Genomic DNA, 13037 nt, shown 5'->3' on the forward strand with positions numbered 1-13037 from the left:
CCCGGCATAAGATACGTCTCTTGTTTCAGGTGTAGGAAGGGTAGCAATGACTGACGATCCTTGGGCTTTGTGCCATCTCGATGATTCGTTCGATGCCTCGGTGCTGGGCACCAAGGGGGCCCAGATCCAGTGGTTCGAGGACAGGGATGCCCTGATCCAGTTCCTGCTGGAGGATTTTGTCGACCTGCTGGCCGACGTGGGCGAGCTGGACGAGGATCAGACCGAGAGCGCCCGCGAGCGCTTCACCCTGCTGGTGGAGCAGAGCCTGGATGATCGCACCCTGATGGATGCCATCAACGATCTCGCCTCCGGCCTGCGCCGCATTGCCTGGCTGGGGCCCCTCTCCGAACTGGCGGAGTTGAGCGACGACTTCGCAAGCGGGCTGCGTGCCTTCTTCTGGAGCCAGTATGACGGTGACGAGGATGACCCCGAGGCCTGGGTGCCGGAAGATCTCTGGCCCCAGCTGGTGGAGTGTGCCGAAGAGTACATGGTGGAAGGAGACTTCTGAGCCACCTTGTCCCCACTCTGGCTGCAAGGCGGGTGGAGTGTGCCGAAGAGTACATGGTGGAAGGAGACTTCTGAGCCACCTTGTCCGCGCTCTGGCTGCAAAGCGGGTGGAGTGTGCCGAAGAGTACATGGTGGAAGGAGACTTCTGAGCCACCTTGTCCGCGCTCTGGCTGCAAGGCGGGTGGAGTGTGCCGAAGAGTACATGGTGGAAGGAGACTTCTGAGCCACCTTGTCCCCACTCTGGCTGCAAGGCGGGTGGAGTGTGCGGAAGAGTATATGGTTGAGGGTGACTTGTGATTCTGAGCCACACCACAAACTGCGATAAGAAAACGGCGCCTTGATGGCGCCGTTTTTGTTGCTCAGTCCTCTACTCAGCCGTTGGCCGGTACCTCGTGCGCCGTGTTGGCGAGCACTGGCCCGATATACTTCTCTATCTGCAATTGGGCCATGTGGCCGCAGTTGCCTTGCGCCAGGCTGGAAGAGCCCTCGTCGAAGGTGAGGCAGTTGACGTTGCCGTTCTTGCAGATGCTGCCCGCTTCCCCCGGCTTGGCCGGATCGAACCAGGCCCCTTCGCAGATCCGCACCACGCCCTGACGCACATCTTCGGAGAGCAGGGCGCCCACCAGGATCTGGCCGCGCTCGTTGAAGGCCCGCACCAGATCGCCATCCTGGATGCCGCGCGCTTTGGCGTCGTCAGGATGGATCAGGATCGCCTCCCGATCGGCGATGGCGAACTTATCCCGCAGCGGAGTGTTGTCGAGCTGGGAGTGCAGCCGCTGGGTCGGGTGGGAGGTGTTGAGGGAGAGCGGATAGCGCGCTGCCGTCTCGCTCTTCACCCACTCCTTGGGCTCATACCACTTGGGATGACCGGCGCAGTCGGCATAACCCATCCCCGCCACCGTGCTGGAGAAGATCTCGATCTTGCCGGACGGGGTACCGAGGGGGTTGAGCAGCGGGTTCTCGCGAAAATCGGCGTGACGGATCCACTGGCGGTTGGCTTCCGGGATCGGGAAGCGGATGTAGTTGTTGGCCTCCCAGAACATGTTGAACGGCGGCAGCGCCACCCGGGCACCGCGAGCCTGGGCCGCCATGCCGTCGTACATCTGCTTGAGCCACAGCATCTCGTCCTTCCCTTCGGTGAACTGCTCCTGCACGCCAAGCTTGGCGGCGATGGCGCTGAAGATGTCGAAGTCGTTGCGGGACTCATGCTGGGGGGGGACGCACTGGTGCATGGGGAAGACGTAGCGCTGGGAGTAGTCGCCCCCCATCTCCAGGTCGTTGCGCTCGTAGCTGGTGGTGGCCGGCAGTACGATGTCGGCGTGCTTGGCGGTGGCGGTCCAGTAGGGCTCGTGGACGATCACCGTCTGCGGCTTGCGCCAGGCCTTGAGCAGGTTGTTGGTGTCCTGATGGTGGTGGAAGGGGTTGCCGCCCGCCACGTAGACCAGCTTGATGTCCGGATAGGTCACCTTGCGGCCGTTGAAGTCGATGGTCTTGCCCGGGTTGGCGAGGCAGTCGGCGATGCGGGCCACCGGGATGGGGGCCGGGCTGTTCTTCGGTGCGCTGCCAGCGGAGATGCCCGCCAGAATGCCGCCCTTGGCGGTGGGGCTGCCACCGGAGGAGTAGTGGTAACTGAAGCCGTAGCCGCCCCCCGGCAGGCCGATCTGGCCCAGCATGGAGGCCAGAGTGACCAGCATCCAGTTGGGCTGCTCCCCGTGGTGCTGACGCTGCATGCCCCAACCGGCCATGATCATGGTGCGCTTGGCGGCCATGTCGAGGGCCAGCTGGCGGATCACCTTGGCATCGACGCCGCAGATGGCGCTCGCCCACTCGGCGCTCTTGGGCTGACCGTCATCCTTGCCGAGCAGGTAGGCGAGGAAGGTGTCGAAGCCGACGGTGTAGCGATCGAGGAAGGCCTGATCGTGCTTCTTCTCGCTGTAGAGGGTGTGGGCCACCCCCAACATCATGGCCACGTCGGTATAGGCGTTCGGGGCAATCCACTCGGCATTGGCCTGCTTGGCGGTCTCGTTGTAGACGGGGTCGATGCTGATGACCCGGGTGCCTTTCTCTTTCAGCGCCTTGAAGCCGGCCTGCCCCTCGTGATCCGGCATGTTCCAGCTGTTCTTCAGGGTCACCTGGGCGTTGACCCCCCAGAGCACCACCAGTTCGGCGTGTTCCACCACGTTGGGCCAGGCGGTCTGCTGCTCGTACACCTCGATGGAGCCCATCACGTGGGACATGATCACCTGGGCCGCGCCGGTGGAGTAGTCCCCGGCATAGCCGGTGAAACCCCCGGCCAGGTTCATCAGGCGGTGCAGCAGGGTGCGGCTGTTGTGGAACATGCCGACACTCTTCCAGCCGTAGGATCCGGCGTGGATCGCCTGCGGGCCGAAATCAGACTGGACGCGCTGGATCTCGCCGGCCACCAGTTCGATGGCCTTCTCCCAGCTCACTCGCACCCACTCGTCGGCACCGCGCAGCTCCGGTCTGGCACCCGGGCCGTGCTCCAGCCAGCTCTTGCGCACCATGGGGTACTTGATGCGGTTCTTGGCGTGGACCTGGAACGGCGCCATGTCGATGAGGTCATTCGGTGCCGGATCGTCGGCCACCGGCTGGACCCGCACCATGCGGCCCTCTGAGACGATGGCCTCGAAGGCCCCCCAGTGGGCGCCGGTCAGGATGCCTTTCTGGGCGGGCACCAGGGTGGGGAACTGCTCAAGGGCCGTGCTGACGGCCTTGGCCAGGGCGCTTTTCGGGAAGAGACCAGCCAGCAGGGGCAGGGCGGCACAGGCCCCCAGCCCCTTGAGCAGAGTACGGCGGGAGAGGTTGGTCTGTTGGTCATTGAAAAAAGTCATGGGAGAGTCCTCTGTTCCTGCCTTAATGGGCCGCGCTCATGTCGCTGGCGTGTTTCTGCACGTATTGGGTGAGCATGCGCGCCTGCTCCGGGGTGAGGGAGGTACGGGACTCCATCCCCTTGATGACGCCGATCCACTGGTTGGCGTTGAAGTGATCCAGCGCGGTGAGGCCGTGACAGCCGGTGCAGTTGTTGGACATCAGGGTGGAGGCGTATTGCCACAGCTTGCCCTGGTCGCCGATGAGCTGGCTCTGGTCGACCCAGGCGGTCAGGCTGACCTGATGCCAGGTGAGGTTGGTGGCGCTGTCGGTCTCGCTCTTGCCGGTCACGAGGGCTTTTCTGGCGGCTTCGCCGACCAGCACGCTCAGGATCCGTTTGCCGGGGGCGGCGTAGAACACCTCGCTCACCCCGTCCTGCTGCCAGCCGTCGATGCGCACCTGGGCGCGGCCGTTGTCGTTGGCCAGCACTTCCACCTGGGTGGAGGGCATCAGGGTGCCTTCATCAGTCTTGGCGCCGGCATCCAGATAGAGCGGGGTGGTGGCGATGGCATAGCGGGTGGTGACGGTGGCCGGGGTCTGGGCGGCGGCTTGCGCCAGCTCGCTGGCACCGGCGGCAGCCAGGCCGCTCATGTCCGGCATGATGTGGGCGACGCCGCGGTGGCAGTCGATGCAGGTCTGGCCCTCCTTGATGGCGACCGGGTGCTCGGCACGGGCATTGGGGCGCTGGGCCAGGATGTCCATGGCCGCGTAGCTGTGGCAACTGCGACAGGTGGCGGAGTCATTGGCCTTGAGCTGATCCCACACGGTCTGGGCCATGCGCAGCTTGTGGGCCTCGTATTTTTCCGGGGTGTCGAGGGTGCCGATCGCCTCGTGATAGATGTCTTTCACGGCGCGGATTTTGGTCCAGAGATAGGCGGCGGGTTCACTGGGGATGTGGCAGTCGGCGCACTCGGCGCGGATCCCCTTCACGTTCTGGAAGTGGACACTGCCCTGATATTCGGCGAGGGGGGTCTGCATGGAGTGGCAGGAGACGCAGAACTCGGTGGAGCTGGTCTTGTGCAGCACGGTGACGGTGACGCCCAGTGCAACGACCCCCAGCAGGGCCCCGAGCAGCAGAAGCCAGAACCAGGTCTTTCTCAACAGTTTTCCAAGCATGGTGACGGTGTCCTTCGAATTCGGGTATTACCAATATAGTAGTAGTCCCAAGATTCGATGGGTTGACCTCGGTCATGATTTTTATTTCGACATGTAAGTAATTTTTGGGTTTTTTTTTGTTTGGGTATGCTTTTTTGAATTTTAATCGCACTTTTATCCTTCAACGGGAGCGGGATGTCCTGTGATGGGAGCGATGCCCAAGCCGGGGCGGGGAGGCCGCGCACCACCCCGGGGCTTGGGGTTTGCGGTGAGAGGATTGTATACTGTTCACATATACAGTATTCAGGTGTATCCATCATGCGACTCTTTATCGCCGAGAAACCCAGCCTTGGCCGCGCCATCGCCGATGTCCTCCCCAAACCTCACAAGAAGGGGGAGGGTTTCATCGAGACGGCGCAGGGAGACGTGGTGACCTGGTGCATCGGCCACCTGTTGGAGCAGGCCGAGCCCGATGCCTACGATGCCGCCTACAAGCAGTGGCGCATGGAATCCCTCCCCATTGTCCCGACCCAGTGGCAGCTGGTGGCCAAACCCAAGACCAAGGCCCAGCTGGCCGTCATCAAGGGGCTCATCAAGCAGGCGGACTGCGTGGTCAACGCCGGTGACCCGGACAGGGAAGGGCAACTGCTGGTGGACGAGGTGATCGACTTTCTCGGCTATCCCAAGACCAAACCGGTTCAGCGCTGCCTCATCAGCGATCTCAATCCCCCCGCCGTGCGCCGCGCCCTCGACAAGCTCAGGGACAACAAGGAGTTCGTGCCGCTGGCGGTGTCGGCGCTGGCCCGTAGCCGTGCCGACTGGCTCTATGGCATCAACATGACCCGGGCCTACACCCTGCTTGGCCGCAAGGGGGGTTGCAGCGAGCTGCTGTCGGTGGGCCGGGTACAGACCCCCTTGCTCGGTCTGGTGGTGCGCCGGGATCTCGAGATCGAGGCCTTCGTTCCCAAGCCGTTCTACGAGGTGATGGCCCATCTGCTGACCCAGGGCAACGAACGCTTCACCGCCAGGTGGCTGCCATCGGAGGCCTGCCTGCCCTGGCAGGATGAGGAGGGACGGGTGCTCAACCGGGCGCTGGCCGCCAAGGTGGTGGAGCGGATCCAGGGGCAGCCCGCCCGGGTGGAGGCGGTGGAGGAGCAGGCGCGCAAGCAGGCGGCGCCGCTCCCCTACAACCTCTCCAGCCTGCAAATCGATGCGGCCAAGCGCTTTGGCATGGATGCCAAGCGGGTGCTGGATATCTGCCAGAGTCTCTACGAGCGGCACAAGCTCATCACCTATCCCAGATCCGACAGCCGCCATCTGCCGAGCGAGCACTTCAACCGGGCCGGCCAGGTGCGGGAGGCCATCGCCAGCACGGCCCCTGCGCTGGCCAGGGCGGTAGCCGAAGCGGATGGCAGGATCCGCAGCAAGGCGTGGAACGACAGCAAGGTGGATGCCCACCACGCCATCATTCCCACCGAGAAGAGGGGGAACGAGGGGAGCCTGGGGGCCGACGAGGCGAAGCTGTACGGCCTGATTGCCCGCCAGTATCTGCTGCAGTTCTACCCGCCGTTCGAGTACAACGACAGCAAGGTGTTGCTGCGCATCGCCGGAGGGCTGTTCCAGGCCAAGGCGCGCCGCATCCTCAAGGCGGGCTGGAAGGCGCTGCTCGGAGTGGAAGAGGATGACGAGGAGGAGGCGGGAACCCTGCCTGCCCTGAAAGAGGGGGAGGAACTGCTGTGCGAGCGGGGGGAACTGCTGGAGAAGATGACCCAGCCCCCCAAGCCGTTTACCGATGCCACCTTGCTGGCCGCCATGACCGGCATCGCCCGTTATGTGCAGGATCCCGAGATCCGCAAGACCCTGCGGGAGACCGATGGCCTCGGCACCGAGGCGACCCGGGCCGGGATCATCGATTTGCTGTTCAAGCGCCGCTTCCTGGTGCGCCAGGGCAAGAGCATCAAGGCCACCCCGACCGGGCGAGCCCTGGTCCAGGCGCTGCCCGCGACCGCTACGACACCGGACATGACGGCACTGTGGGAGCAGAGTCTGGGCCAGATCGCCGAACGTCACGGCAGCTACCAGCAGTTCATGGGGCCGCTCACCGAGCAGCTCAACGGCCTGATCGAGGGGGCCCGGCAGGATTCCGGCGCCAGCTTCAGCGCGCTGCCCAAGGCGGCGCCCGGTGACAGCAAGCAGCGATTTGCCCGCCGCAAGCGGACTGCGTCCACCGCCGCACGCCCCCGTACGAGCAAGAGTGCTGGCAAGAGTACGGGAAAGAGCTCTGGCAAGGGGACGACCAGGGGCAAGGCGGCCTGAGGCTGGCGCGCGCCGTGATCACATAGAAAAGAAAGAGGGGCCGGAGGCCCCTCTTGTATGGATGGGATGGCTTACCCCGTGTAGACGCTCTCTTCCGGATAACGGATGCGGGTCTCCACCGGACGGGCCAGCATGATGGCCAGGGTGAGGGGCCCCAGACGGCCACAGATCATCACCAGCACCAGGATCAGCTTGCCCGGCTCGCTCAGTGAGGCGGTGATGCCGGTGGACAGACCCACGGTGGCAAAGGCCGAGATGGTCTCGAACATGATCTTGTCGAAGGGTTGCGACTCCGTGAGCATCAGCAGGAACATCGCCAGCATCAGCACCATGGTACTGACGATGATGATGGCCAGGGAGCGGGTCACTATCTGGGGTGACAGGGTGCGGCCGAAGGCGGTGACATGGGGGCGCTTGGTCAGAAACGCCCGGGTCGCCAGCAGGACGACGGCAAAGGTGGTGACCTTGATACCGCCCCCGGTCGAGGTTGCCCCGGCACCGATGAACATCAGCATCATCATGAACAGCAGGGAGGCCGGCACCATCTGGCCGATATCCACCGTGTTGAAGCCCGCCGTGCGCGCGGTGGCCGACTGGAAGAAGGCGGCCAGCCACTGGCTCCCGAAGGAGGCGTTGCCCAGGGTGCCCGGGTTGTTGTGCTCCAGCAGCCAGAAAATCAGGGTCCCCAGCAGCAGCAGGGCAGGGGTCATCAGCAGCATCAGCTTGCTGTGCAGTTTCAGCTTGCGCCAGCGGCGGTTGCGCACCAGGTCGACGATGACGGTGAAGCCTACCCCCCCCAGGATCAGCAGGGCCGGTATGGTCAGGCTGATGATGGGGTCATCCCGGTAGTCCATGAGGTTGTTGGCAAACAGCGAGAAGCCGGCGTTGTTGAAAGCTGACACCGCGTGGAAGAAGCTGACGTAGAGGCCGTGGCCCCAGCCCATGTCGGGCACCCAGCGAATGGCCATGATGGCGGTGCCGATCAGCTGGGCAATCAGGGCGAACAGGACGATGCGCTTCACCAGCTGGACGATGTTGACGGATCCCTCCTGGCCCAGCGCCTCCTTGGCCAGCACCTGTTGGCGCAGCCCGACCCGCTTGCTGAACATGGCGATGAGCAGCAGTGTCATGGTCATCTGGCCGAGACCACCAATCTCCATCAATATCAACAGGATGATCTGCCCCTGCAGGGTGAAGGCGGTGCCGGTATCCACCACCCCGAGGCCGGTCACGCTGATGGCGGAGGTGGCGGTGAACAGGGCGTTGATGACGGTGACCTCACCCTTGTGGCTGGAGGGCTGGACCAGAAACAGGGTGCCGACCAGCAGGATGATGAGGAAACTGCCCAGGATGAGCTTGGCCTCGCTCCAGCGGGAATTGTCTTCCCGATGCAGGGTGAAGGCGTAGTTGCTGCGCCAGTTGATCATAGGGTGTCGAGCCAGTGATCGATGGCGTGCTTGTTGCCGGCCAGGATCAGGATATCACCGAGTTGCAGCTCCATCTTGCCGGTCAGGACGTTGTGCAGCACCTCACCCCGCTTGATGGCCAGCAGCTGGAAATCGCTTTGCTGCAGCAGGCGCAAGTCGGCCAGGGTGCGGGTGTTTTGCTGCAAGCCGATCACGAACTCGGTCAGCACCATGTCGTGACCCAGCTCCAGGTAGTCGAACAGCCGGTTGTCCAGCATGCTCTGGGCTACCCGGCGGCCCATGTCCCACTCCGGGTTGATCACCTTGTCCGCGCCCACCTTCTGCAGGATCTTGGCGTGGAACTTGTCGCGGGCCTTGACCCAGACCTTCTTCACGCCCGCCTCTTTCAGCACCAGCGTGGTCAGGATGCTGGTCTCCAGGTTGTCGCCGATGGCGACAAAGACGATGTCGAAATTCGCCAGGCCCAGTTCGGCGACCGTGGCCTCGTCGGTGGCATCGGCCACGATGACGTGGTTGCAGAGGGTGGCTATCTGGCGGGTCTTGCTCTCGTCGATGTCGATGGCCAGTACCTCGGCATTCTGGCGCTGCAACTCTTCGCACAAGGCGCTGCCAAACAGGCCCAGGCCGATGACGGCGAATTGATTGTTCATGCATGCTTCCTCAGCGGGATGAAGGGATTACTCTACTCCAGCGCCGTGAGTCCGAAAAGTGTCCGGGTTTTTTGTCCCGGGGGATCTGGGGTAAACTGCGCCCTTGTCCTTGTCGGAACACACAGATGAAACTCACCCCCCACGCCTCCCTGTCGACCCTCAATACTCTGGGCCTGGACGCACACTGCCTCTGGCTGGCCGATGTGACCGGGCCGGATGATCTCGCGCAGCTGCGGACCAACCCGGAGTTGGCCCCCTTGCCGCGTCTGGTGCTGGGAGGAGGAAGCAACATCCTGTTCTGCGATGACTTTGCCGGTCTGGTGGTCCACAACGGCCTGAAAGGGATCACGCTGCACGAGGAGTCCGAGCATTGGCTGCTGCACGTGGCGGCAGGTGAAAACTGGCACGAGCTGGTATGCCACGCCCTGCAACAGGGCTGGCACGGGCTGGAGAACCTGGCACTCATTCCCGGGACGGTCGGGGCGGCCCCGGTACAGAACATCGGTGCCTACGGGGTCGAGCTGGCCAGCGTCTGTGCCTACGTGGAGGCGTTCAACTGGCAGAGTGGCGAGGTTGCGCGCATCGCGGCGGCCGACTGCCGGTTCGGTTACCGTGACAGCATCTTCAAGCACGACTATCAGGACTCCCACTTCATCACCGCCGTCGGTCTGCGCCTGCCCAAGGCATGGCGTCCGGTCGCCGGTTATGGCCCGCTGGCGGCGCTGGGGGATGCCCCTTCGCCACAGGCCATCTTCGACACCGTCTGTGCCACCCGCATGGCCAAGCTGCCGGATCCGGCGGTGCTGGGCAACGCGGGCAGTTTCTTCAAAAACCCTGTGGTGCCCGCCGCCCTGGCCGAGACCCTGAAACAGCAATACCCGCAGATGCCCTGCTACCCCGCAGCAGAAGGGCAGGCCAAGCTGGCGGCTGGCTGGCTCATCGATCAGTGCGGTCTCAAGGGGTTTGCCATCGGTCGTGCCGCCGTCCATCAGGAGCAGGCGCTGGTGCTGGTCAATCTGGGGGGCGCAAGCGCCATGGAGCTCATCGCGCTGGCGGCCCATGTCCGCGACAGCGTGGAGCACCAGTTCGGTGTGGTGCTGGAACACGAGGTGCGCTTCATTGGGCGCCTGGGTGAAACTTGGCTCGACGAGGTACTGGCATGACCCTGACCCCCGTCAGACAGACTCTGATCACCCTGCTCAGCGATGGTCAGTTTCATTCCGGCGAGCAGCTGGGCGAGCGCCTTGGCATCAGCCGGGCGGCGGTGAGCAAGCACATGGCCGCGCTCAAGGATCTGGGGCTGGATCTCTTCAGCCTGACCGGCAAGGGCTATCGGCTGGCGGTGCCCATGGCCCTCTATGACGAGGGGCGGCTGCAGGCAGAGGCACCGATGGCACCGGTGCACTGCTTCCCTGTCATCGACTCCACCAACCAGTACCTGCTGGAGCGTGTCAACACCCTGAGATCCGGGGAGAGCTGTCTGGCCGAGTGCCAGACCGCCGGGCGGGGACGCCGTGGCAAACCCTGGGTTTCTCCCTTCGGTTGCCAGGTGATCCTGAGCATGTACTGGCGGCTGGAGCAGGGCATGGCGGCGGCCATGGGGCTGAGTCTGGCGGTCGGGGTGGCCGTGGTGCAGGCACTGGAGTCCCTCGGTTATCCGGGAGTTGAGCTCAAGTGGCCCAATGATCTCTACTATCAGGGCCGCAAGCTGGCAGGCATCCTGGTGGAGATGAGCGGCAGCGCCGGCGCCAGCTGCCATCTGGTGATCGGGGTCGGCCTCAATCTGGCGATGCCGAGTCGGGAGGGAGAGAAGATCGATCAGGCCTGGTCCGAGCTGCGCCATATCCAGCCCGAGCTGGTGGATCGCAACGAGCTGGCCGCCTGCGTGCTGCTGCACCTGCAGCAGGCCATGCAGACCTTCGAACAGACGGGGCTGGCGAGTTTCGTCGAGAGCTGGAACCGGCTCGACCACTTCGCCGGCCAGCCGGTGAAGCTGCTGATGGGAGAGCAGGTGATCCGCGGGATTGCCCGGGGGATCGACGAACGCGGAGCCCTGCGTCTGGAGACGGAAGAGGGGCTCAAGCTCTATCTGGGAGGGGAGCTCTCCCTGCGGCGGGGGGACTGAACCCATACGCTCATGACGACTGAATGGAAGAGGGGGCCTGCGGGCCCCCTCTTCCATGTATGCATTGCGACAGTGGTCACTTGCGCAGCTTGATCTGCTCGATGGCGTGCTCGTTGCCCTTGGTGAGGATGAGGTTGGCCCGCTCCCGGGTCGGCAAGATGTTCTCTTGCAGGTTCAGGTAGTTGATATCCTGCCAGATGTTGTTGGCGATCTCGGTCGCCTCGCTCTCGGCCAGCTTGGCGTAGTGGTGGAAATAGGAGTCGGGATCCGAGAAGGCGCCGCTGCGGAATTTGAGAAAACGATCGATGTACCAGGTGCGCAGCAGCTCGGCGTCAGCATCCACATAGATGGAGAAGTCGACGAAGTCCGACACGAACACACGATGGGGGTCCTGGGGATAGTCCATGCCGCTTTGCAGCACATTGAGCCCCTCCAGGATCAGGATGTCCGGCTGCTCCACCACCTTCTTCTCGTCGGGCAGGATGTCATAGATCAGGTGGGAGTAGACGGGGGCCTCGACCTTCTCGTGGCCGGTGCGGATATTGGCGACAAACTCCACCAGATGGCGGATGTCATAAGACTCGGGGAATCCCTTGCGACGCATCAGGCCACGGGCTTCCAGCTCCTTGTTGGGAAACAGGAAGCCGTCGGTGGTGACCAGCTCCACCCTGGGGTGCTCCGGCCAGCGCTCCAGCAATGCCTGAAGGATACGGGCCGTGGTGCTCTTGCCCCCCGCCACGCTGCCGGCGATGCTGATGATATAGGTGCCCTTGCCGCGGGACTGACCGAGAAACTGCTCCAGCACCCGGCTGCGGCGCTGCTTGGCCTTGACGTAGAGATTGAGGAGACGGGAGAGGGGCAGATAGATCTCTTCCACTTCCCGCAATGACACCTTCTCGTTGATCCCGCGCAGGGTCTGCAGATCGTGCTCGGTCAGGGTCAGGGGGACCGCATCGCGCAATAACGCCCATTGTTCGCGGGTGAATTGCAAATAGGGGTTATGCTCTGTCGTCATGGTGTCATCACTGTTTCTTGGGCAGGGCGACCATACACCAAGGGATCGGGAGCGACAAGGGACGCGTCCGGTCGGGACGGAGAAGGAGCGTTTTTTTGCCTGGATCCCGGCATAAATGCACATTTTGCAAGGTGCAATGGTTGCATCCCCAAAATCCTTACCATAAAATGCGCGACGCTTGGATGTCTGTCGTCTATTTGCCCAGCAAAAGCGACAAAAACAACGGGTGCAAGCAGAATTACCGTTGTGGCATTTATGCAACTGGAGGGGTTCCCGAGCGGCCAAAGGGATCAGACTGTAAATCTGACGGCTCTGCCTTCGAAGGTTCGAATCCTTCTCCCTCCACCATATTTCTCTGCGGTTTGAGTTCTTTGGGTTAGAGAAATGCGGGCATCGTATAATGGCTATTACCTCAGCCTTCCAAGCTGATGATGCGGGTTCGATTCCCGCTGCCCGCTCCAAGATGCTGATATGGCTCAGGTAATTCTGAGAGCCACACCTTAGGGTGAGTTCGGCAATCGAACCAGCCTGTCAGTACCAACCTCTCTACTCCCCTTGATTCAAATCCATCATATAAACTGTTCTGTGGTTAGCTTGCCACCGCGTACTCAGCGTTAGTTTAGAGGGACGATCATGTCTAAAGAAAAATTTGAGCGTAATAAACCGCACGTTAACGTGGGTACCATCGGCCACGTTGACCACGGTAAAACCACCCTGACCGCCGCCATCACCAACGTGCTGGCCAAGCACTTCGGTGGTAAAGCTTTCGCCTTCGACCAGATCGACAAGGCACCGGAAGAGCGTGAGCGTGGTATCACCATCAACACCTCCCACGTAGAATACGACACTGCAACCCGCCACTACGCCCACGTAGATTGCCCGGGTCACGCCGACTACGTTAAAAACATGATCACCGGTGCTGCCCAGATGGACGGCGCAATCCTGGTAGTAGCAGCGACTGACGGCCCGATGCCGCAGACTCGTGAGCACATCCTGCTGGGTCGTCAGGTAGG

The 13037-nt window shown here is 62.8% G+C and carries 10 protein-coding genes and 2 tRNA genes; 7 read left to right on the forward strand and 5 right to left on the reverse strand.

Features of this window, described 5'->3' with window-relative positions:
* The first annotated feature begins 46 nt into the window (after window positions 1–46).
* Window positions 47–508, forward strand: coding sequence for a hypothetical protein (locus J9889_RS20165; protein ID WP_010675970.1), 462 nt, complete (start codon window positions 47–49; stop codon window positions 506–508).
* Window positions 509–878: 370 nt separating this feature from the next.
* Here the strand turns inward: J9889_RS20165 and torA are convergent, their stop codons facing one another.
* Entirely contained in the window at window positions 879–3359 is a 2481-nt protein-coding gene (torA, locus tag J9889_RS20170; RefSeq protein WP_210557875.1) for a trimethylamine-N-oxide reductase TorA, read from the reverse strand.
* A gap of 22 nt (window positions 3360–3381) precedes the next feature.
* The gene (locus tag J9889_RS20175; RefSeq protein WP_042864791.1) at window positions 3382–4512 is read right to left on the reverse strand and encodes a NapC/NirT family cytochrome c; all 1131 of its coding nucleotides are present in this window, start codon (window positions 4510–4512) and stop codon (window positions 3382–3384) included.
* A gap of 297 nt (window positions 4513–4809) precedes the next feature.
* On the opposite strand from J9889_RS20175, the gene J9889_RS20180 reads away from it, so the two are divergent.
* Window positions 4810–6807: a DNA topoisomerase III gene (locus J9889_RS20180; protein ID WP_210557877.1), complete on the forward strand. Its 1998-nt coding sequence runs from the start codon at window positions 4810–4812 to the stop codon at window positions 6805–6807.
* 71 nt (window positions 6808–6878) lie between these two features.
* On the opposite strand, the gene J9889_RS20185 is transcribed toward J9889_RS20180, so the two are convergent.
* Window positions 6879–8234: a TrkH family potassium uptake protein gene (locus J9889_RS20185; RefSeq protein ID WP_210557879.1), complete on the reverse strand. Its 1356-nt coding sequence runs from the start codon at window positions 8232–8234 to the stop codon at window positions 6879–6881.
* Window positions 8231–8884 carry a TrkA family potassium uptake protein gene (locus J9889_RS20190; RefSeq protein WP_010675965.1) on the reverse strand — a complete coding sequence of 218 codons (654 nt, stop codon included), beginning with the start codon at window positions 8882–8884 and terminating at the stop codon, window positions 8231–8233. The genes J9889_RS20185 and J9889_RS20190 overlap by 4 nt, the downstream gene beginning before the upstream one ends.
* Window positions 8885–9009: 125 nt before the next feature.
* On the opposite strand from J9889_RS20190, the gene murB reads away from it, so the two are divergent.
* Window positions 9010–10047 carry a UDP-N-acetylmuramate dehydrogenase gene (gene murB, locus J9889_RS20195; protein ID WP_210557881.1) on the forward strand — a complete coding sequence of 346 codons (1038 nt, stop codon included), beginning with the start codon at window positions 9010–9012 and terminating at the stop codon, window positions 10045–10047.
* Window positions 10044–11009: a bifunctional biotin--[acetyl-CoA-carboxylase] ligase/biotin operon repressor BirA gene (gene birA, locus J9889_RS20200; protein WP_210557883.1), complete on the forward strand. Its 966-nt coding sequence runs from the start codon at window positions 10044–10046 to the stop codon at window positions 11007–11009. The genes murB and birA overlap by 4 nt, the downstream gene beginning before the upstream one ends.
* 76 nt (window positions 11010–11085) lie before the next feature.
* Here the strand turns inward: birA and coaA are convergent, their stop codons facing one another.
* Window positions 11086–12024 carry a type I pantothenate kinase gene (gene coaA / locus J9889_RS20205; protein ID WP_210557885.1) on the reverse strand — a complete coding sequence of 313 codons (939 nt, stop codon included), beginning with the start codon at window positions 12022–12024 and terminating at the stop codon, window positions 11086–11088.
* Window positions 12025–12287: 263 nt separating this feature from the next.
* Here coaA and J9889_RS20210 point away from each other — a divergent pair.
* The 3 genes from J9889_RS20210 to J9889_RS20220 form a co-directional block, all read left to right on the forward strand.
* Window positions 12288–12372: transfer RNA gene (locus J9889_RS20210), tRNA-Tyr, on the forward strand.
* 38 nt (window positions 12373–12410) lie between these two features.
* Window positions 12411–12485: transfer RNA gene (locus tag J9889_RS20215), tRNA-Gly, on the forward strand.
* Window positions 12486–12657: 172 nt separating this feature from the next.
* The coding region (locus J9889_RS20220; RefSeq protein ID WP_210557887.1) for a GTP-binding protein at window positions 12658–13037 on the forward strand (380 nt) is incomplete at its 3' end.

It is taken from the genome of Aeromonas sp. PrichA-15, from assembly GCF_017939245.1.
GTDB lineage: Bacteria > Pseudomonadota > Gammaproteobacteria > Enterobacterales > Aeromonadaceae > Aeromonas > Aeromonas caviae.

Excerpts from the sequence above, each read along its gene's own strand:
- J9889_RS20165 (WP_010675970.1), top strand. The coding sequence starts at position 47 with ATGACTGACGATCCTTGGGCTTTGTGCCATCTCGATGATTCGTTCGAT.
- torA (WP_210557875.1), bottom strand. The coding sequence starts at position 3,359 with ATGACTTTTTTCAATGACCAACAGACCAACCTCTCCCGCCGTACTCTG.
- J9889_RS20175 (WP_042864791.1), bottom strand. The coding sequence starts at position 4,512 with ATGCTTGGAAAACTGTTGAGAAAGACCTGGTTCTGGCTTCTGCTGCTC.
- J9889_RS20180 (WP_210557877.1), top strand. The coding sequence starts at position 4,810 with ATGCGACTCTTTATCGCCGAGAAACCCAGCCTTGGCCGCGCCATCGCC.
- J9889_RS20185 (WP_210557879.1), bottom strand. The coding sequence starts at position 8,234 with ATGATCAACTGGCGCAGCAACTACGCCTTCACCCTGCATCGGGAAGAC.
- J9889_RS20190 (WP_010675965.1), bottom strand. The coding sequence starts at position 8,884 with ATGAACAATCAATTCGCCGTCATCGGCCTGGGCCTGTTTGGCAGCGCC.
- murB (WP_210557881.1), top strand. The coding sequence starts at position 9,010 with ATGAAACTCACCCCCCACGCCTCCCTGTCGACCCTCAATACTCTGGGC.
- birA (WP_210557883.1), top strand. The coding sequence starts at position 10,044 with ATGACCCTGACCCCCGTCAGACAGACTCTGATCACCCTGCTCAGCGAT.
- coaA (WP_210557885.1), bottom strand. The coding sequence starts at position 12,024 with ATGACGACAGAGCATAACCCCTATTTGCAATTCACCCGCGAACAATGG.